17 protein-coding genes are annotated in these 20023 nt (G+C 70.2%); 9 read left to right on the top strand and 8 right to left on the bottom strand.

Annotated features, from left to right (window positions below; all coding sequences use genetic code 11):
* Window positions 1–33: 33 nt before the first annotated feature.
* Together OCJ37_RS07475 and OCJ37_RS07470 are read left to right on the top strand one after the other, a co-directional pair.
* Window positions 34–1074, top strand: coding sequence for a right-handed parallel beta-helix repeat-containing protein (locus tag OCJ37_RS07475; protein ID WP_263113037.1), 1041 nt, complete (start codon window positions 34–36; stop codon window positions 1072–1074).
* 159 nt (window positions 1075–1233) lie between these two features.
* Window positions 1234–2328, top strand: coding sequence for a GGDEF domain-containing protein (locus OCJ37_RS07470; RefSeq protein WP_263113036.1), 1095 nt, complete (start codon window positions 1234–1236; stop codon window positions 2326–2328).
* 226 nt (window positions 2329–2554) lie between these two features.
* Here OCJ37_RS07470 and asnB read toward each other — a convergent pair whose 3' ends face one another.
* From asnB to map, 8 genes are all read right to left on the bottom strand, one after another.
* Complete coding sequence (gene asnB / locus OCJ37_RS07465; RefSeq protein ID WP_263113035.1) at window positions 2555–4249, bottom strand: asparagine synthase B; 1695 nt, start codon at window positions 4247–4249, stop codon at window positions 2555–2557.
* Window positions 4250–4537: 288 nt separating this feature from the next.
* Window positions 4538–5665, bottom strand: a complete 1128-nt coding sequence (gene dapE / locus OCJ37_RS07460; RefSeq protein WP_263113034.1) for a succinyl-diaminopimelate desuccinylase — start codon at window positions 5663–5665, stop codon at window positions 4538–4540.
* Between the two features lie 172 nt (window positions 5666–5837).
* Complete coding sequence (locus tag OCJ37_RS07455; protein WP_263113033.1) at window positions 5838–6197, bottom strand: arsenate reductase; 360 nt, start codon at window positions 6195–6197, stop codon at window positions 5838–5840.
* 42 nt (window positions 6198–6239) lie between these two features.
* Window positions 6240–7214, bottom strand: a complete 975-nt coding sequence (locus OCJ37_RS07450; protein ID WP_263113032.1) for a glycoside hydrolase family 43 protein — start codon at window positions 7212–7214, stop codon at window positions 6240–6242.
* A gap of 321 nt (window positions 7215–7535) precedes the next feature.
* Complete coding sequence (locus OCJ37_RS07445) at window positions 7536–8354, bottom strand: hypothetical protein (protein WP_263113031.1); 819 nt, start codon at window positions 8352–8354, stop codon at window positions 7536–7538.
* A gap of 197 nt (window positions 8355–8551) precedes the next feature.
* Window positions 8552–9580 carry a 2,3,4,5-tetrahydropyridine-2,6-dicarboxylate N-succinyltransferase gene (gene dapD / locus OCJ37_RS07440; RefSeq protein WP_263113030.1) on the bottom strand — a complete coding sequence of 343 codons (1029 nt, stop codon included), beginning with the start codon at window positions 9578–9580 and terminating at the stop codon, window positions 8552–8554.
* On the bottom strand, window positions 9580–12192 hold the full coding sequence (locus OCJ37_RS07435) for a [protein-PII] uridylyltransferase (protein ID WP_263113616.1): 2613 nt from the start codon (window positions 12190–12192) through the stop codon (window positions 9580–9582). The genes dapD and OCJ37_RS07435 overlap by 1 nt, the downstream gene beginning before the upstream one ends.
* A 29-nt stretch (window positions 12193–12221) precedes the next feature.
* Entirely contained in the window at window positions 12222–12998 is a 777-nt protein-coding gene (map, locus tag OCJ37_RS07430; RefSeq protein ID WP_263113029.1) for a type I methionyl aminopeptidase, read from the bottom strand.
* A 427-nt stretch (window positions 12999–13425) separates the two neighbouring features.
* Between map and rpsB the strand changes: the two genes are divergently transcribed.
* The 7 genes from rpsB to OCJ37_RS07395 all read left to right on the top strand — a co-directional run bounded on the left by rpsB (window position 13426) and on the right by OCJ37_RS07395 (window position 20022).
* Window positions 13426–14226 carry a 30S ribosomal protein S2 gene (gene rpsB, locus OCJ37_RS07425; protein WP_263113028.1) on the top strand — a complete coding sequence of 267 codons (801 nt, stop codon included), beginning with the start codon at window positions 13426–13428 and terminating at the stop codon, window positions 14224–14226.
* Window positions 14227–14373: 147 nt separating this feature from the next.
* A complete protein-coding gene (gene tsf, locus OCJ37_RS07420) occupies window positions 14374–15252 on the top strand; it encodes a translation elongation factor Ts (RefSeq protein WP_263113027.1) in 879 nt (292 codons plus the stop codon).
* Between the two features lie 114 nt (window positions 15253–15366).
* Window positions 15367–16872 carry a sensor domain-containing diguanylate cyclase gene (locus OCJ37_RS07415; RefSeq protein ID WP_263113026.1) on the top strand — a complete coding sequence of 502 codons (1506 nt, stop codon included), beginning with the start codon at window positions 15367–15369 and terminating at the stop codon, window positions 16870–16872.
* A 77-nt stretch (window positions 16873–16949) separates the two neighbouring features.
* The gene (pyrH, locus tag OCJ37_RS07410) at window positions 16950–17672 is read left to right on the top strand and encodes a UMP kinase (RefSeq protein WP_104558608.1); all 723 of its coding nucleotides are present in this window, start codon (window positions 16950–16952) and stop codon (window positions 17670–17672) included.
* A gap of 194 nt (window positions 17673–17866) precedes the next feature.
* The gene (gene frr, locus OCJ37_RS07405; protein ID WP_263113025.1) at window positions 17867–18424 is read left to right on the top strand and encodes a ribosome recycling factor; all 558 of its coding nucleotides are present in this window, start codon (window positions 17867–17869) and stop codon (window positions 18422–18424) included.
* A gap of 18 nt (window positions 18425–18442) precedes the next feature.
* On the top strand, window positions 18443–19201 hold the full coding sequence (gene uppS / locus OCJ37_RS07400; protein WP_263113024.1) for a polyprenyl diphosphate synthase: 759 nt from the start codon (window positions 18443–18445) through the stop codon (window positions 19199–19201).
* Window positions 19198–20022 carry a phosphatidate cytidylyltransferase gene (locus OCJ37_RS07395; RefSeq protein WP_263113023.1) on the top strand — a complete coding sequence of 275 codons (825 nt, stop codon included), beginning with the start codon at window positions 19198–19200 and terminating at the stop codon, window positions 20020–20022. Before uppS ends, OCJ37_RS07395 begins: the two co-directional genes overlap by 4 nt.
* The last annotated feature ends 1 nt before the right edge of the window (window position 20023 follow it).

Below are 20023 nucleotides of genomic sequence, written 5' to 3'. Positions count from 1 at the left end.
CTCCTCCTCCCCCCAAGCGGAGCCCGTAACCCGATGACTCTTCGTCCCCTGCTCGCCCTGCTGTTGCCGCTCGCCACCTGCCTGTCGAGCGGCTGCGCCACGGCGGCCGCGCCTGCGCCCGCCGCCACCGACTGCAGCGTGCGCGCCGAACCGGGCGACGACCTGCAGGCCGCGGTCGACCGCGTGCCCAACGACGGCAAGCCGGCCACCGTGTGCCTGACCGCCGGCGACTTCCACGTGACCAAGTTGCTGTCGATCCAGCGCGACGGCCTGCGCCTGCGCGGCCAGGGCGATGCCACGGTGCTGCGCATGCAGGACGGCGTGCAGCAGCCGGTCATCGTGCTCGGCGATTACCAGAACGAGCGCCCGCAGCGGCCGATCCGCGACGTCGTCGTCGAGCAGTTGCAGATCGTCGGCGGCAGCGCCGAGAAGGAGTTCATGCCCGAGCGCCCCTACCTGAGCAACAGCCTGGTGGTGGTGCGCGCCGGCCAGAACATCCGCCTGTCCGGGCTGCGCGTGAGCAAGTGCCGCAGCGCCTGCCTGCTCAGCGAGTACGACAGCCGCGACCTGCTGATCGAGCGCAACGACGTGTCCGGCGCGATCTGGGACGGGGTCTCGTTCAACCGCACCGCCAAGGTCAGGCTGGTCGACAACTACATCCACGACAACGTCGCCGCCGGCATCACCACCGAGCATCTGGAAGACAGCGAGATCCGCAACAACCGCCTGGAGCGCAACGGCAGCCAGGGCGTGTACCTGGCCGACGCGCGGCGCAACCTGTTCGCCGGCAACCAGTTCACCGGCAACAAGGGCGCCGGCATCTACCTGGCCTGCTCGATCCGCCAGCGCACCCCGGAGATCCTGTGCTGGGACAACAGCATGAGCCAGGACAACACCTTCGAGAACAACACCTTCAAGGACAATCCCTACACCTACACGATCGGCGTGGACCGCGCCGCCAACTGCAGCGGCCCGGACTTCCGCCAGAACCTGTGGCGCAAGAACAACCAGGCCGACGCCTCCGGCGTGGACATCCAGCCCGAGCGCTACGGGCGCTGCATGCGCTTTGAGTAAGGCGCGGCGCAACGCGATGGCCGCCACGGGCGCGACGATGCACGCTCCGCTGCGGCTGCCCGGCGTCAGGCCGCCGGCGCGGCGCGCGCGGCGGCGCGCCTGCAGCGCCGGGCCACGCCGATAGTCGGCCCGCGATCCAGGGCAATCGAGGCATCACGCATGCAGCCAGATGGCCTGTCCCCTGCAGACCACGACCACGCCGCGGCAGGCGCCCACGGCGACGAGACGTACCAGAACCACATCCGGCGCATGCTCGGCAGTTCCATCATGGCCATCCAGGCGCTGACCCTGGTGGCGTGGCCGGCCTCGGTGCTGTGCAACCCGCATTTGCAACATCCGCTCGACGCCCGCTATGCGCTGGTGTTCGTCGCGCTGCTCATCACCTCGGCGAACATGAGCCTGGCCAAGCGGTTCTGGCAATGGCGGCAGAGCGGCTTCCTGTTCGTGATCGCGCTGACCACCGCGTTCCGGGTGGAACTCCACGCCATGGGCGAAAACGGGCTGTTCTGGGTGCTGCCGGTGGCGATCACCATCTGCCTGGGCGTCAGCCTGCTGTTCTCGCTCTCGCGCGACTACCTGCTGGCCATGGCCTGCACCTGGGCGATCATGTTCGGCGGACAGCCATGGCTGGTGCCGGGGGCCGGCGATCTTCCGCTGCTGGCGATCCTGTTGACCGTGGTCGCGCTGCTCGGTGTCGCGCTCAACCGCATGTTCGTCGGCGCCATGCGCACCGCCTATGCACTGAAGGAAGACTACCGGCGCCTGGCCGAGACCGATGCGCTGACCGGCATCGCCAACCGGCGCGCGCTGATGACCCAGTTGCGGGCGGCGACGGCGCGCGGGCACGGCACGCTGCATTTCGCGATGCTGGACATCGACGACTTCAAGCAGGTCAACGACACCCATGGCCACAACGTCGGCGATGCGGTGCTGCTGGCGCTGGCCGCCGAACTGGCCGGGCTGGGCGCGCGCTGCAAGATCGGCCGGCTCGGCGGCGAGGAATTCGGCGTGCTGTTCGAGAACATGGGCGATGCGCAGGTCCACGCGCTGCTGCAACGGCTGCTGGACCGGGTCCGCAGCCTGCGCGTGGAAGGCGTGGAATTCGCGTTCAGCGCCGGCGCCGCGCGGCTGGGCGCCGGCGGCGACGTGACGGACCTGCTCAAGCGCGCCGACCAGGCGCTGTACACGGCCAAGCGCGAAGGCAAGGGACGCATCCATCTCGGCGGCAGCGGCGACGCGGCCGCCATCGCCTGAGCGTCCGCGGACTCGGGCTCGGGACTCGTTAAAGCCAGAACTCGGGACTCGGGACTCGAAAAGCGCACCACAAAAAAGCCGGCGGCAGCGAGGCGAAGCGGCGGTCCGCCGCCCCACCACATCGCATCGTTGCGGCGCGGCTGCGCAGGTGCCCCATGCAGCGACTCCGCCGGCCGCCGCCGCCCAGGCTCCGGCGCGCGCGGCCCCCGCCATCGCCGCTCTCAGTTCACGAGGCCAAGGCCTGCGCGTGCACGCCGGCCACCGCGCGCCCGGACGGATCGGCCATCGTCGCGAAGCTCGCGTCCCAGGCGATCGCCGCCGGCGAGGAACAGGCGATCGACTTGCCGCCGGGCACGGTCTCGGCCGCCGCCGGGGTGGGGAACGTGCGCTCGAACAGCGTGCGGTAGTAGTAGCCTTCCTTGGTCTGCGGCGGGTTGACCGGGAAGCGCTTGTCGGCCGCGGCCAGTTCGCGGTCGCTGACCTGGGCCTCGGCATGCGCCTTCAGTCCGTCGATCCAGCCGTAGCCGACGCCGTCGCTGAACTGCTCCTTCTGCCGCCACAGGATCGACTCGGGCAGATAGCCCTCGAACGCCGCGCGCAGCACGCCTTTCTCCATGCGCACCGCACCGTCGCTGGTCCTGTCGATCATCTTGTGCTGCGCGTCCATGCGCATCGCCACGTCCAGGAATTCCACGTCCAGGAACGGCACGCGCGGCTCCACGCCCCAGGCCATCATCGACTTGTTGGCGCGCAGGCAGTCGTAGTTGTACAGCGCGTCGAGCTTGCGGATCAGCTCCTCGTGGAACTCGCGCGCGTTCGGCGCCTTGTGGAAGTACAGGTAGCCGCCGAAGATCTCGTCGCTGCCCTCGCCCGACAGCACCATCTTCACCCCCATCGCCTTGATCCGCCGCGCCAGCAGGAACATCGGCGTGGATGCGCGGATGGTGGTCACGTCGTAGGTCTCGATGTGCCGGATCACTTCCGGCAGCGCATCCAGGCCTTCCTCGAAGGTGTACTCGAAGCCGTGGTGCACGGTGCCCAGCGACTCGGCGGCGATCGCCGCGGCGGCCAGGTCCGGCGAGCCCTTCAGGCCGATCGCGAACGAGTGCAGGCGCGGCCACCAGGCCTCGGCCTCGTCGTTGTCCTCGATGCGCTTGCGCGCGAAGCGCGCCGCCACCGCCGCGACCAGCGACGAATCCAGCCCACCGGACAGCAGCACGCCGTACGGCACGTCGGTCATCAGCTGGCGGTGCACCGCGCGCTCGAAGGCCTCGCGCAGCTCCTGCTTGCTCACCTCCACGCCCTGCACCGCGTCGTAGTCGCGCCAGGGCTTGCGGTAGTACCGCACCAGCTCGCCGCTGGCGCTGTCGTAGTAGTGGCCGGGCGGGAACTGGGCCACGTCGGCGCAGCTGTCGGCCAGCGACTTCATCTCCGAGGCCACGCGCAGCCGACCCTGCTGGTCGTGGCCCCAGTACAGCGGGCACACCCCCATCGGATCGCGCGCGATCAGCGCGCGCCCGGCGGCCTTGTCCCACAGCGCGAAGGCGAAGATGCCGTTGAGCCGGTTGAGCAGCGCGGCCGGTTGCTCCTCGCGGTACAGCGCGTTGATCACCTCGCAGTCCGAGCCGGTCTGGAAGGCGTAGGGCTGGGCCAGCTGCTTCTTCAGTTCGCGGTGGTTGTAGATCTCGCCGTTGACCGCCAGCGCCAGCTGGCCGTCTTCGGACAGCAACGGTTGCGAGCCGCCGGCCGGATCGACGATGGCCAGGCGCTCATGCACCAGGATCGCGCCGTCGTCGGCATACACGCCGCTCCAGTCCGGGCCGCGGTGGCGCTGCCGCTGCGAGCAGTCCAGCGACTGCCGGCGCAGCGCCTGCAGGTCGTCGCCCGGTTGCAGGCCGAAGATGCCGAAGATCGAACACATGAAAAGCTCCTGGTCGTGGGGGTTGGTTGTAGTTGAGTCGTCCGCCATGGAAGGCGGGCTCCTGTGGATTCATCCATCCACGCGCAGGCATAAAAAAACCCGCATCGGCCGATGCGGGTTTTCTGGTGGCTGGGCGTGGTGTTTCCGGTAGCGCCTAGTCGCAGACCCGCATCGGCCGCGCACGATTATTCGCCAGCGCATGATTGCGGCCGTTGGCGTGGATCGGGCGGAGGGCGGAGGACGAGGTCATGCGGCGAACGTAACCCGCCCGGCCGGCGGGCGCAACTGTTACGCCAGCAACCGTTCGACCAGGCGCAGGTACAGCGCCGGCAGCGCCTCCAGGTCGGCGACGCGCACGTGCTCGTCCACCTGGTGGATGCTGGCGTTGACCGGGCCGACCTCGATGCACTGCGCGCCCAGCGGCGCGATGAAGCGCGCATCGGACGTGCCGCCGCCGGTGCTCTCTTCCGGCGGCGCGCCGGCGAACGCGCCCAGCACCTCGCGCGCGACGCTGCGCAGGCGCCCTTCCGGGGTGTAGAACGGCTCGCCGCTGCGGTGCCAGCGCAGCGTGTAGTCCAGGCCGTGGCGGTCGAGCAGCGCGGCGATCTCCGCCTCCAGCCGCGGTGCGTCCCAGTGCGGGTTGTAGCGCAGGTTGAAGGCCGCCTGCAGCTCGCCGGGGATCACGTTGCTGGCGCCGGTGCCGGCGTGCAGGTTGGAGATCTGCAGGCTGGTCGGCGGGAAGCTCTCGTAGCCCTCGTCCCATTGCCGCGCGGCCAGTTCGGCCAGCGCCGGCGCGGCCAGGTGGATCGGATTGCGCGCCTTGTGCGGATAGGCGACGTGGCCCTGCACGCCCTTGACCGCGAGCGTGGCGGACAGGCTGCCGCGGCGGCCGACGCGCAGCAGGTCGCCGAGCCGCTCGCTGGAGGAAGGCTCGCCGGTGATGCACCAGTCGATGCGCTCGCCGCGCGCGCGGAAGGTCTCGGCGACCCTGCGCACGCCGTCCAGCGCGTCGCCCTCCTCGTCGGAGGTCAGCAGCAGCGCCAGCGTGCCGGGGTGGTCCGGGTGCGCGGCGACGAACTGCTCGGCGGCGACCACGAACGCGGCCACCCCGCTCTTCATGTCGGCCGCGCCGCGCCCGTACAGCACGCCGTCGCGGATCTGCGGCGCGAACGGATCGCTGCTCCAGGCCTCGCGCGGCCCCGGCGGCACCACGTCGGTATGGCCGAGCAGCGCCAGCACCGGCGCGCCGCTGCCGTGCGTGGCCCACAGGTTGTCGACCTGGCCGAAGCGCAGCCGCTCGATGGCGAAGCCGGCACGCGCCAGCCGCTGCGCGATCAGGTCCTGGCAGCCGGCGTCGTCCGGGGTCAGCGACGGGCGGGCGATCAGTGCGCAGGTGAGGTCAACGACGTCGGACATGGGTCTGTGGCCACTGTAGGAGCGGCTTCAGCCGCGACAAGGTCTGGTGGTGCCGCGCAAGTCCGGTGCGCCGTGCTGGCCGGCAACCGCGTGGCCCGTCTTTCGAGGAATTCAGGCGCTGCGGTCGCGGCTGAAGCCGCTCCTGCAGGGAGCCAAGAGCGGCGCCATCGGTTCACGCCACGCCGAAGCGTTGCTTGAAGCCGTTGTCCGAGAATCCCTGGCTCAGCGTGCCGTCGTCGCCGACCACCACCGGGCGCCGGATCAGCTGCGGGTACTCGCGCAGCAGCAGCTTCCATTCGGCCTGCGATCCCGGCGTCTTCTTGTTGTCCGGCAGTTGCCGCCAGGTGGTCGAGGACTTGTTGACCAGCGCATCGAAGCCGCCGGCCTTGTCGGCCCACTCGACCAGGGTCTCGGGGCTGGGCTTGTGCTCGCGGTAGTCGACGAACGTGTAGGCCACGCCGAAACGGTCCAGCCACTTGGTCGCCTTCTTGCAGGTGTCGCAGTTCTTCAGTCCGTACAGCGTGGTGCTCATATGCGTTTCCAGGGTAGGCCGCGCGCGGCGCGGCGCCGGCGGTCAGCGCAGCGGATGCGCCTGCACGCCTTCATGGGTGATCTTCACCGGCAGGATATGGCCCTGCGCGTCGAAGTACAGCCGGTCGATCGACGTCACCCGGTGGTTGCGGTCCGTCTCGCCCAGCGGGCGACGATGGTAGACGATGTACCAGCTGTCGTCGTCGGGCGCGCGGATCACCGAATGGTGGCCGGCGCCGGTGGCGATCGCCGGATCCTGCTGCAGCACCTTGCCGATGCGCTTGAACGGCCCGGTCGGCGCGTCGGCGATCGCATAGGCGACCGAGTAGTCCGGCCCGCCCCAGCCGCCCTCGGACCACATGTAGTAGTAGCGGCCATCGCGCTTGAACATCAGAGAGCCCTCCACGTACTCCGGGGCCGGGGTGATCTCCTTGAACACGGTGCCGTCGGCCATCGGCTCCACGCCGGTGAAGTCGTCCTTCAGCCTGACGATGTTGGCGTGCTTCCACCCGCCGTAGATCATGTACCAGCTGCCGTCGTCGTCTTCGAACACGAACTGGTCGATCGGCTGCGCGCCATTGTGGAACTTGCCGATCAGCGGCTTGCCCAGCAGGTCGCGGTAAGGCCCCTGCGGCCTGCCGGCCACCGCCACGCCGATCCCGCCGATCTCGGCGTCGCTCTGGATGTCGTTGGCCGAGAAGAAGAAGTAGTACTTGTCGCCCTTGCGCACCACCGCCGGCGCCCACAGCGCCTGCCTGGCCCAGGCGATGGACGGCAGCGACAGCACGTCGGCATGCCGGGTCCAGTGCACCAGGTCCGGCGAGGAGAAGGCATCGAAGCCGGTCTGCTGTGCGTAGGGCCGCGAGGTGGTCGGGTAGATCCAATAGGTCTTGTCGAACACCACCGCTTCCGGATCCGCGTACCAGCCGGGAAACACCGGGTTGCCGGCGCGCACGACCGACGTGGCCGCGGCCGCCAGCGTCATCGCCGACATCAACGCCACGCCTGCCGCCGTCATGCCACATCGCATGGGACACCTCGAGCTGAAGTCGTGGTTCGAGTGTAGGACGGTTTGGCCCCCGATGCAGGCCGCCGCGCCGGCGCGGTGCTCATGCAGACGGGCGTCACGCAGCCCAAAGCGCATGCGATGGGGCATTCGACCCCGTCGACCAAACCGCGCAGCGGTTCGCGCGGGGCGACGCCGCAGCAGGCCCCAGGCTTCGCAGCAGGCCCCAGGCTTCATCGTGCAGGCGCGCCGAAGCGGCGAATACGACGCGTGGCCGACGGCACCTGCACGAAGGCCGACGCACCGCGGCGCATGGCGACGGCGCCGCCGGCATCAATCCGCCGGCACTTCCTTGAGCTGGGCCGATCCGATATGCCAGCGCAACTGTTCGGCCGAAGCGCCGTCCACACCGTTGACGCGGCGCAGGGTGTAGGTGCCCTGGAACCGCTGCCGCGTACCGTCGTCCAGCGTCGCCTCCACGGTCACCGGCACCGGCTGGTAGAGCGACCCCGCGCCGGCATCGCCCGGCCCGAGCGTGCCGATCGTCACCCTGGTCGAGCGGGTGCGCGCGAAGCCGGCCGCGAACGCCGCCAGGGTCTGGCCGGGGCGTCCGTCCTCGCCCCACTGGCGCCATGCCACGTCGTAGTCGCGCGCGTTGATCGCCGAGTAGTAGCGCTGCACCACGGCGGCGGCGGCCTCGGGACTCTTGGGCGCCGGCCCGCAGCCCGCCATCGGCGCGCCCTCGCCGTCGAACAGCGCGCAACTGCGCGCGATCTCGTCCTCGATCTGGGCGCAGCTGTTGGCCGCGTTGCATGGCGGATGCGTCGCCGGCGACACCTGCACACAGGTCTCCACCCGCTTGGCAGCGGCGGCGGCGCCGAGGTCGGCGGCGCAGGACAGTGGCGCGGCCGGCGGCGTGTCCGCCGCCATCCCGGCAACCGGCGTCGAAGGCGCGGCGGCCGTCTCGCCGGTCGCCGCAGGCGCAGGCGCGGTTGCAGGCGGCGCCACGCCGCGCCCGGCGGTGGAGGACGCCTGCCGATCGGGCGCGGCGCCGCATCCGGACAGCGCGAGCACAGGCGCCAGCCACCAGCAACACATCGTCATTCGCATACGGTTCTCCTGTCGGGGCCGAACAGCGCGGGTGCGGCGCATCCCCGGCACAACCGGCCGGTCCGCGACGCCGCCGCGACACCTCGCCGGAGCTTATCCGGCCGCCGATGTACGGGCGCTTGCGCAACCGTGACGGACCAGGCGCACCCGCCACGCGGGCGCTGCGCGATGCGCAGGCATCGCGATCGTTCGTCCATGCGGGCCACCGCGCGTTCGGCAGCGCAGCGGCCCTGCCGGCCTCAGTCGGCCAGCCCGCGCAGCAGGTCGTTGACGCTGGTCTTGCTGCGGGTCCTGGCGTCGACCTGCTTGACGATCACCGCGCAGTACAGCGAGTGCGAGCCGTCCTTGGACGGCAGCTGGCCGGACACCACCACGCTGTACGGCGGCACGTAGCCGTAGGACACCTCGCCGGTGGCGCGGTTGTAGATGCGCGTGCTCTGGCCGATGAACACGCCCATGCCGATCACGCTGTGGTGGCCGATGACCACGCCTTCCACCACTTCCGAACGCGCGCCGATGAAGCAGTGGTCCTCGATGATGGTCGGGCTGGCCTGCAGCGGTTCCAGCACGCCGCCGATGCCGGCGCCGCCGGACAGGTGGCAATGCTTGCCGATCTGCGCGCACGAACCGACCGTGGCCCAGGTGTCGACCATGGTGCCCTCGCCCACGTACGCGCCGATGTTGGTGAAACTCGGCATCAGCACCACGTCCTTGCCGAAGTAGCTGCCGCGGCGCGCGATCGCGCCCGGCACCACGCGCACGCCGGCCTTGCGGAACTCGGCCTCGTGGTAGCCGGCGAAGCGCGACTCGACCTTGTCCCAGAACGGCGCCGGCTGCGCCTCGACCACGGCCATCTCATTGACCCGGAAATACAGCAGCACCGCCTTCTTCAGCCATTCGTTGACCTTCCAGCCGCCCTGCCCGTCCGGCTCGGCGACGCGGAACTCGCCGCGCTCCAGGCCGTCGATGACGCGGTTGACCACCGGCCGGGTCGAGCCTTCGATCTCGTCCAGGGTCAATGCGGCGCGGCGCTCGAAGGCGCTGTCGATGGTGAACTTCAGTTCGTCGGTGCTGGGGCCGGCGGCCGGCTTGGCGCGCAGCGGCCTGGCCGGCGGTTTCGGCGCGGCGACGGGCTTGGCGGCGGCGACGGTGGCGACGGCCTTCTTGGCCACGGCCTTCTTTGCGGTGGTCTTGCCGGCGGCGGGCTTGGCAGCGGGCTTCTTGGCGGTGGCAGGCTTCTTGGTGGCAGCAAGCTTCTTGGTGGCCATCAGCGGGATTCTCCGGGCGGGGTATCGGGGTCCAGGCAGGCCTGCAATGCGGCATGCAGCGCCTGGCGGGAGGATTCGGGCAACGGCTGGTTGTGCTCGTCGGTGATCTGGAACAGGTCCTCGGCGCGCTCGCCGAAGGTGGCGATGCGCGCGTCGTGCACGCGCAGCTGCTGGCGGCGCAGCACCTGCGCCACGTTCGACAGCAGCCCGGGGCGGTCCGGCGCGACCAGGCTCAGGCGGGTGCGGCGGCCGTCCACGCTCTCGCGGAATTCGATGCGCGGCGCGAAGCGGAAGTGCCGCAGCTGCCGCGGCACCACCCGCCGCGCCGGGCGCAGCCGGGTCAGGTCGCCGGCCAGCGCCTCGCGCAGCGCGGCTTCCAGCTGCGCGGGGTCGCCGCTGGCGAAGGCGTCGGCCGGCATCACCTCGAAGGTATCGAAGATCGCCTGGTGCGGCGCGTCGAGCACGCGCGCGCGGTGGATGCCGTAGCCGCGCCGGTCCAGGGTCATCACGATCGCGGCGAACAGGCCGTCGCGGTCGGGCGAGTACACGAACACTTCCAGCGCGTCGTCGTCGGGCGTGACCGGGCGCACCTTGACCAGGGTGCCGCCCAGTTCCACTTCCATCAGCGAACTGGCCTGCCAGGCCAGCTGTTCGGGGCGGAAGCGCAGGAAGCTCTCGTCCGGCATGCCGGCGAACTGGCGGTCGATAACGGCGTCGTCGTGGCCCTGGATGTGCATCAGCGCGCGCGTGGCCTCGCGCGCCTCCTGCACCCGCTCGGCGACCGGCAGCGGATGCTCCAGGCCCTCGCGCAGCGCGCGCCGCGCGGCGAAGTACAGGTCGGCCAGCAACCGGTCCTTCCACGCGTTCCACAGCTTGGGACTGGTGCCGGCGATGTCGGCGCAAGTCAGCAGGTACAGGTAGTCCAGGCGCTCGCGGTCGCCGACCAGGGTGGCGAAGCGGTGGATCACGTCCGGGTCGGAGATGTCCTGCTTCTGCGCGGTCACCGACATCCGCAGGTGCTGCTCGACCAGCCACGCGACCAGCTCGGTATCGGCCGCGCTGAGCCCGTGGCCGGCGCAGAACGCGCGCGCGTCGACCGCGCCGAGTTCGGAATGGTCGCCGCCGCGGCCCTTGGCGATGTCGTGGAACAGCCCGGCCAGCAGCAGCAGTTCCGGCTTGCGCAGCCGCGGCCACACCTCGTGCGCGATCGAGAAGCGGTCGTCGGCGCGGGCGCTGGCGAACACGGCGATGTTCTTCAGCACCATCAGCGTGTGCTGGTCCACCGTGTACACGTGGAACAGGTCGAACTGCATGCGCCCGGAGACCTGCGCGAACGCCGGGATCCATTGCCCGAGCACGCCCAGCCGCGCCATCCGGGTCAGCGTCTGCACCGCGCGCGGGCCGCGCAGCAGGCCCAGGAAGCGCTCGCGCGCCAGCGCGCCGGCATCGGCATAGGCGGGCAGCCGCGGCAATGCCTCGGCCAGCGCGCGCGCGGTCAGCGAATGCAGCCCGCGCACCTCGCCGTGCGCGGCCCAGGTCGCGAACAGCGCGAACACCTGCACCGGGTCGTCCTGCGGCCAGGCCGCGGCGTCGGCGTCGGCGGCCAGGTAGCCGCGGCGCAGCGAGAAGCCGCCGCCCAGCGGCTGCGGCTGCGCCTCGCCGTCGAACTGCTCCTCGAAGCGCTGCAGCAGCCGGTCGCTGAGCCGGCGCACGATCGCCGCGCTGCGGTAGAAGCGCTGCATCATCTTCTCCACGCCCAGGCTCTCGGCGTCGTCGGAGAAGCCCAGCCGCTGCGCCAGGGTCTTCTGGTAGTCGAAGCGCAGGCGCTCCTCCGGGCGGTTGGCGACCAGGTGCAGCCCGTAGCGCAGCCGCGCCAGTTCGCGGCGCTCGCGGCGCAGCGCCGCGGCCTCGTCGCCGCCGACGTGGCCGAGCCCGATCAGCGCCTCCAGGTCGCGCACGCCGAACGCGCGCAGCGCCATCCAGCCCAGCGTATGCAGGTCGCGCAGCCCGCCCGGGCCGTCCTTGATGTCCGGTTCCAGGTTGTCGGCGGTGTCGCCGAAGCGCTGGTGGCGGGTCTGCAGTTCCTCGCGCTTGGCCAGGAAGAACGCGCGCGGCGGCCACACCTGCTGCGGCGCGATCGCCGCGGCCAGCGCGGCGCGGGCGGCGGCGTCGGCCAGCAGCGGGCGCGCCTCGATCAGCGCGGTCAGCACGGTCTGGTCGGCGCAGGCGGCGGTGCATTCCGCGGCCGAGCGCACCGCGTGGCTGACCGGCACGCCGGCGTGCCAGAGCAGCGCGAACAGCCGCGCCAACCCCTGTTCGTGGTCGCGCTGGCGGTCGGCCTCGCCGAGGATCAGCAGGTCGATGTCTGAACGCGGGAACAGTTCGCCGCGGCCGTAGCCGCCGACCGCGTACAGCGCCAGCCCGGCGTCGCGCGGCAGGCAGCGACTCCAGGCGTGCCGGATCAACTGGTCCAGCGCGCGCGCGCGCAGCGCCAGCAGGCGGTCGATGTCGTCGCCCTGGTCGAAGCGCTTGTTCAGCCGCGCATCGGCCTGGGCCAGCAGCTGCCGGGCCGCCGCGGCCCAGTCCGCATCGTCGGCGGCCGCATCGGGCATGCCGGCATCGGTCCCGGCCGGCAGCAGGCTCACGGTTCGCCGAGGCCGCCGGGCGACAGGGTCAGCACGTCCACGCCGTCCTCGGTGACCGCGATCATGTGCTCCCACTGCGCCGACAGCTTGCGGTCCTTGGTCACCACGGTCCAGCCGTCGGGCAGCACGCGGGTGAAGCGCGAGCCTTCGTTGATCATCGGCTCGATGGTGAAGGTCATGCCCGGCTTGAGCACCAGGCCTTCGCCGGGACGGCCGTAGTGCAGCACCTGCGGCTCGTCGTGGTAGACCTTGCCGATGCCGTGGCCGCAGTACTCGCGCACCACGCTGAAGCGCTCGCCCTCGGCGTACTGCTGGATCGCATGGCCGACGTCGCCGAGGGTGGCGCCCGGCCGCACCGCGCGGATGCCGCGCCACATCGCCTCGTAGGTCGCCTCGACCAGGCGCCGCGCCATCACCGACGGGGTGCCGACGTAGTACATGCGGCTGGTGTCGCCATGCCAGCCGTCCTTGATCACGGTGACGTCGATGTTGACGATGTCGCCGTCCTTGAGCACCTTGCTGTCGCTGGGGATGCCGTGGCAGATCACGTTGTTGACCGAGCTGCACACCGTCTTCGGGTAGCCGCGGTAGCCGACGTTGGCCGGCACCACCTGCTGCACGTTGACGATGTGGTCGTGGCACAGCCGGTCCAGCTCGGCGGTGGTCACGCCGGGCTTCACGTGCGGCCCGATCATGTCGAGCACCTCGGCGGCCAGGCGGCCGGCGATGCGCATCTTCTCGATGTCCTGGGGGGTTTTCAGATTGACGGTCATGCCCGCCATTATCGCTCATCCGCGGCTTTCCTGAACGCGCCGATGCGGCGTGGGGCCGTTTTTGCCGCCGGGCGACGGCCCCGGCCACCGGCCCATCGGCGCCGGACGCCCCGACCGGCGCCGGGTCGGCATCGCCCCGGCCGCCCACACCCGGGCGCATTTGCGCCGGCGGCCGCGGCCGGCTATAGTTCCGCTGCTTCGTTGCGCCCGCCCGGGCCGGCGGACCGTCCACGCCGGACGCACCGGCGAATTCACACCTGCTGCCATCGCCCGTGCCGGGGTGCTCCGCGAGGAGTTCGGTCACGTAAGGCCGCAGGGAGGCCCAACCCCGGAATCGTCGTGCAAGCCCGCCAGGGCCTGCATGTCCATGCGCGGACTCACCTCCAATCGCCCGCGCACGGCCGGTTCCCCCTCAGGAGTCACTGCAATGCCCCAGGTCACCATGCGTCAGATGCTGGAAGCCGGCGTCCACTTCGGCCACCAGACCCGCTACTGGAACCCCAAGATGGCGCCGTACATCTTCGGCGCGCGCGGCAAGATCCACATCATCAACCTCGAGAAGACGGTTCCGCTGTTCAACGACGCGATGAACTTCATCTCCAGCGTCGCGCAGAAGCGCGGCACCATCCTGTTCCTGGGCACCAAGCGCAGCGCCCGCGACTCGGTGAAGGAAGAGGCCGAGCGTTGCGGCCAGCCGTTCATGACCCAGCGCTGGCTGGGCGGCACGCTGACCAACTTCCGCACCGTCAAGCAGTCGGTGGCGCGTCTGAAGGAGCTGGAAGCGGCCGAAACCGACGGCACCTTCGACAAGCTGGTCAAGCACGAAGTGCTGACCCTGCGCCGCGAGCGCGAAAAGCTGCTGGCCTCGCTGGGCGGCATCAAGGAAATGAACCGCCTGCCGGACGCGCTGTTCGTCATCGACATCGGCCATGAAGACATCGCCATCAAGGAAGCCAAGAAGCTCGGCATCCCGGTGATCGCGGTGGTCGACACCAACTACAACCCGGAACTGGTGGACTACGCCATCCCGGGCAACGACGACGCCATCCGTGCCGTGCAGCTGTACGCGCGCGCCGCCGCCGACGCCGTGCTGGAAGGCAAGGCCGCCGCGCCGAACGCCGCCAGCGTGCGCGAGGAAGAGTTCGGCGGCGACGCCGGCGACGACAAGGGCCGCGGCCCGCGCAAGAACGGCAAGAAGGCCGAAGAAGCCGCCCCCGCCGCCGAGTAACCGGCGCGCCATGCGACTGCGCGAACATGCGCAGTCGCCACCCGGCGCGCGCTGCGCGCCCGGGTTCGCGGGCGCCGCAAGCGCCCGCTCCCCGAATTCCCGGCCGGCCGCAAGCCGGCCCTTTCCCACCTTTTGTGAGGTCACCCCGTGGAAATCACTGCTTCCCTGGTCAAGGAACTGCGCGAGCGCACCGGCGCCGGCATGATGGAATGCAAGAAGGCGCTCACCGAGAACGCCGGCCATATCGACAACGCCGCCGAGTGGCTGCGCAAGTCGGGCCTGGCCAAGGCCGACAAGAAGGCCGACCGAGTCGCCGCCGAAGGCCGCATCGCCATGGCCCAGGACGGCGGCAAGGCCGTGCTGGTGGAGATCAACTCCGAGACCGACTTCGTCGCCAAGGACAACAACTTCCTGGCCTTCACCGAAGCCGTGGTCCAGGCCGCGCTGAACTCCGACGCCGCCGACGCCGAGGCGCTGAAGAGCGCCAAGCTGCCCAGCGGCGAGACCGTCGAGGAAGCCCGCGCCGCGGTCATCGCCAAGGTCGGCGAGAACGTGCAGGTGCGCCGCCTGGTGCGCATCGACAGCGCCAACAACGTCGCCGCCTACGTGCACGGCGGCCGCATCGGCGTGCTGGTCGAGGTCAAGGGCGGCGACATCGAGCTGGCCCGCGGCATCGCCATGCACATCGCGGCGATGAACCCGCCGCACGTGAAGGCGTCCGACGTCCCGGCCGAGTTCGTGGCCAAGGAAAAGGAGATCGAGCTGGCCAAGATGTCGGAAAAGGACAAGGCCAAGCCGGCCGACATCCTGGAGAAGATCATCAGCGGCAAGATCGCCAAGATCGTCAACGAAGTCACCCTGTACGGCCAGCCCTACGTGCTGAACACCGACCAGAGCGTGGAGCAGGCGGTCAAGGCCGCCGGCGCCGACGTGGTCGGTTTCCAGCGCCTGGCCGTGGGCGAAGGCATCGAGAAGGTGGTGGAAGACTACGCCGCCGAAGTGATGAAGCAGGCCGGCCTGGCCTGAGTCCGCCGTCCCGGGGACAAAAAAGCCGCGCATTGTCGCGGCTTTTTTTTTGCCGGTGGTACGCTGCGCGGGGGGGACATATCGTTGCCCCGATCACACTTCACGCGGAACCGCATGCGCCCTGAACTCGAAGCCATCCTGGCTCACTCCCGCAACCTGCCCTCGCCGCCCGGGATTGCGCTGCGCATCATCGACCTGGCCCAGGATCCGGACGTCGATCTCGCCACCACCGCCGACACCATCGCGATGGACATGGCGCTGAGCGCGCGCATGCTGCGCATCGCCAACTCGCCGCTGTACGCCAGCCGGCGCCGCATCGACAACCTCGGCCAGGCGCTGACCATGCTCGGGCTCAATGCCGCGCTGAGCCTGGCGCTGGGCTTTTCGATGGTGCAGAGCCTGCGCGACGGCACCGCCTCCAGCGACCTGCAGGAACGGATCTGGCGGCGCAGCGTGCTGTCGGCGCTGGCCAGCCGCATGCTCGGCCAGGCCATGGGCCTGCGCAAGCACGAGGAACTGATGCTGGCCGGGCTGCTGCAGGACATGGGCGCGCTGGCGCTGCTGCACGTGTGCCACGGCGAGTACGCGCCGCTGCTGCGCGAGGCCGGCGACAGCGCCGGCGAGGCCCTGGCCGCGCTGGAGCGCGAACGGCTGGGCTGCGACCACGCCGAGGTCGGCGCCTGGCTGGCGCGCAAGTGGAAACTGCCCGACTACCTGCAGCGCAGCATCGGCCGCAGCGCCGGCGCCGAGCCGGCGACGGACACCTTCGGCCGCTGCGTGCTGCTGTCGGCCAGCATCGCCGACATCTGGCTGGCCGCCGACCCCGACGCCGCGCGCGACCTGGCGATGGCGCGCGCCTACCGCGACCTGCAGCTGGACAGCCGCCGCTTCGACGAGGTGATCGCCGGCGTGGCCGCGGCGCTGCCGGAAATCGGCCCGATCTTCGATGTGCGCATCGCCCAGCCGGAGCGGATCGACGCGATCATCAGCCATGCCCGCGAACTGATGGTGCTGCGCAACCTGCGCGAGATCCAGGAAGCCACCCAGGCGCGGCACCAGGCCGACGAATCGGAACACCGGGCGCGGCGCCTGGCCGAGCAGGCCAGCCGCGACGCGCTGACCGGGGTCTACAACCGGCACCAGCTGGAGGTGCTGCTCGCCCAGCAGTTCGACCTGGCCACGCGCCACGACTGGCCGCTGTCGGTCGCCTTCATCGACCTGGACGACTTCAAGAAGATCAACGACGCCCACGGCCACCTGATCGGCGACCAGGTGCTGCGCGCGTTCGCGCAGGCCCTGCAGCCGCTGTTGCGCAGCAGCGACACCGTGGCCCGCTTCGGCGGCGAGGAATTCCTGGTGCTGCTGCCCAACACCAGCGAGGAAGCCGCGCTGAACGTGATCCGGCGCATCCTCACCGACATCGTGCAGCGGCCGATGGCCGAGGTGAAGGGCGGGCCGCTGCACATCAGCTTCTCCGCCGGCATCGCCACCCAGGGCGGGCGCGAGCGCTTCAGCACCGCGCAGGAACTGCTGCAGGCCGCCGACGACATGCTGTACAGCTCCAAGCACGGCGGCCGCAACCGCGTCACCGCGCGCTCGTTCCGCGACACCCTGGCCTGAGCCGCGGCCCGCGGCAGATTCCGCGCGCCGCTTCGGCTAGAATCACATGGTTTGCCCGTCCCCCCAACGAGGTCACCATGTCCCAGCTCGCCTATCGCCGCATCCTGTTGAAACTTTCCGGCGAAGCGCTGATGGGGGACGGGGACTACGGCATCGACCCCAAGGTCATCAACCGCCTCGCCCATGAAGTGATCGAGGCGCAGCAGGCCGGCGCGGAAGTGGCGCTGGTGATCGGCGGCGGCAACATCTTCCGCGGCGCCGGCCTGGCCGCCGGCGGCATGGACCGGGTCACCGGCGACCACATGGGCATGCTGGCCACGGTCATCAACGCGCTGGCGATGCAGGACGCGCTGGAGAAGCTCGGCGCCAAGGTGCGGGTGATGAGCGCGATCAAGATCAACGACGTGTGCGAGGACTTCATCCGCCGCCGCGCGATCCGCCACCTGGAGAAGGGCCGCATCGCGATCTTCGCCGCCGGTACCGGCAACCCGTTCTTCACCACCGACTCCGGCGCGGCGCTGCGCGCGATCGAGATCGGCGCCGACCTGCTGTTGAAAGCGACCAAGGTCGACGGCGTGTACGACAAGGACCCGAAGAAGCACGCCGACGCGGTGCGCTTCGACAGCCTGACCTACGACGAAGTGATCGCCCGCAACCTGGAAGTGATGGACACCGCTGCGTTCGCGCTGGCCCGCGACAGCGACCTGCCGCTGCGCATCTTCAACATGGGCCAGCCGGGCGAACTGCTGAAGATCCTGCACGGGGCGGAGATCGGGACCTTGGTCAAGGGGCGCAGCTGAAGAGCCGGGAATCGGGATTCGGGATTGGGGAATCGCAAGAGCGTTGCGCGCTGCAACATTGCCGCGAGGCTACTTCCCCGCGGCGCGTCGTTCAGTCAATCGTGCCGGGATCTGCCTTTGCCATTCCCCATTCCCGATTCCCCATTCCCGGCAGGCTATAATCGTCCGATTCAGATTCAGCACGGACACCGGCGATGCTCAACGAAATCAAGCAAGACGCACAGACCCGCATGGCCAAGAGCATCGATGCGCTGCGCCATACGCTCATCAAGGTGCGTACCGGCCGCGCCTCGACCGCCCTGGTCGAGCACCTGAAGGTCAACTACTACGGGTCGGAAATGCCGCTGAGCCAGGTCGCCAGCGTCGCCGTGGCCGATGCCCGCTCGCTGACCATCAGCCCGTGGGAAAAGCAGATGGTCAGCGCGGTGGAGAAGGCGATCCTGGCCTCGGACCTGGGCCTGACCCCGAACACCGCCGGCACCACGATCCGCCTCAACCTGCCCGCGCTGACCGAGGAGCGCCGCCGCGAGCTGTCCAAGGTCGTGCACAGCGAGGGCGAGGACAGCAAGGTCGCGATCCGCAACATCCGCCGCGACGCCAACCAGCAGATCAAGGATCTGCTGAAGGACAAGAAGGTCACCGAGGACGAGGCGCGCGCCGCCGAGGACGACATCCAGAAGCTGACCGACAAGGCGATCAAGGACGTCGACGACGTGGTCAAGGGCAAGGAACAGGAACTGATGGCGGTCTGAGCCTGCGCCTTTTCGGCCATGCCTTCGGACCCCTCTTCCATGTCCCTGCCCCGCCACATCGCCATCATCATGGATGGCAACGGCCGCTGGGCGCAGCGCCGCCGCCGGCCGCGCGTGATCGGCCATCGCGCCGGCGCGCGCGCGGTCAACCGCACCATCGACTTCTGCCTGGAACGCGGCATCCCCGCGCTGACCCTGTTCGCGTTCTCCAGCGAGAACTGGGGCCGCCCGCAGGAGGAAGTGGACGCGCTGATGAAGCTGTTCCTGCACGCGCTGGACCGCGAGGTCGAGGAACTGCAGCGGCGCGGCGTGCGCGTGCGCTTCATCGGCGACCGCTCGCGCTTCGCCCCGTCGCTGCGCGAGCGCATGGCCCAGGCCGAGGCCCGCACCCGCGACAACCAGGCCCTGCACCTGTCGATCGCGGCCAGCTACGGCGGCCGCCAGGACATCGCCCAGGCCGCGCGCGCGCTGGCCGAGGAAGTCGCGGCCGGGCGCCTGCGCCCCGAACAGATCGACGAGGCCCTGCTGTCGGCGCACATGGCGCTGGCCGACCTGCCGCCGCCGGACCTGTTCATCCGTACCGGCGGCGACGTGCGCATCAGCAATTTCCTGCTGTGGCAGCTGGCCTACACCGAACTCTGGTTCACCGAGACCCTGTGGCCCGAGTTCGGCGCCGAGGTGCTGCAACAAGCCCTGGACGACTACGCCAGCCGCGAGCGGCGTTTCGGCCTGACCAGCGCGCAAGTCGCCACGGCGACGGAGACCACATCCGCATGACCCGTACCCGCGTCATCGCCGCGCTGATCATGGCCCCGCTGGCCATTTGCGCCATCCTGCTGCTGCCGACCCAGTGGCTGGCGGCGCTGGCCGCGCTGATCTTCCTGGTCGGCCTATGGGAGTGGCTGAAGCTGGCCGAGGTCGACGACACCCTGCCGCGCACCATCCTGCTGGTGCTGAACCTGCTGCTGATGGTGCTGCTGGTGTGGGCCTCGGCCGGCTCGCTGGTGCTGTTCCAGCTGACCACCCTGGTCGGCGTGGGCTGGTGGTGCGTGGCGCTGCTGTGGCTGCGCTTCTTCCAGTTCGGCTCCGACCACGCCACCTATGCGCGGGTGTTCAAGCTCGCCGCCGGCACCCTGGCGATCGTTCCGGCCTGGTCGGCGCTGGGCCTGATCCACGCCAGCGAGCCGAACGGGCACCGCTGGCTGCTGACCGCGCTGGTCACCGTGTGGGCCGCCGATTCCGGCGCCTATTTCGCCGGGCGCCAGTTCGGCAAGCACAAGCTGGCGCCGCGGATCAGCCCCAACAAGACCGTCGAGGGCCTGATCGGCGGGCTGCTGGCCGGGCTGGCCTGCGCCGCCGGCTTCGGCTGGCTGGCCGGGGTCACCGTGCCGCAGTTGCCCGGCCTGCTGATCGTGGCCGCGGTCAGCGTGCTGGCCTCGGTGGTCGGCGACCTGTTCGAGAGCCTGCTCAAGCGCCACGTCGGCGCCAAGGACTCGGGCAACGTGATTCCCGGCCACGGCGGCGTGCTGGACCGGGTCGACGGCGTGCTGGCGGCGCTGCCGATCTTCGCGCTGGGCAAGGAAATCTTCGGATTCTGAA

The sequence above is a fragment of the Xanthomonas sp. AM6 genome (assembly GCF_025665335.1).
GTDB lineage: Bacteria > Pseudomonadota > Gammaproteobacteria > Xanthomonadales > Xanthomonadaceae > Xanthomonas_A.
This window is presented reverse-complemented; position numbering and strand designations above follow the sequence as displayed.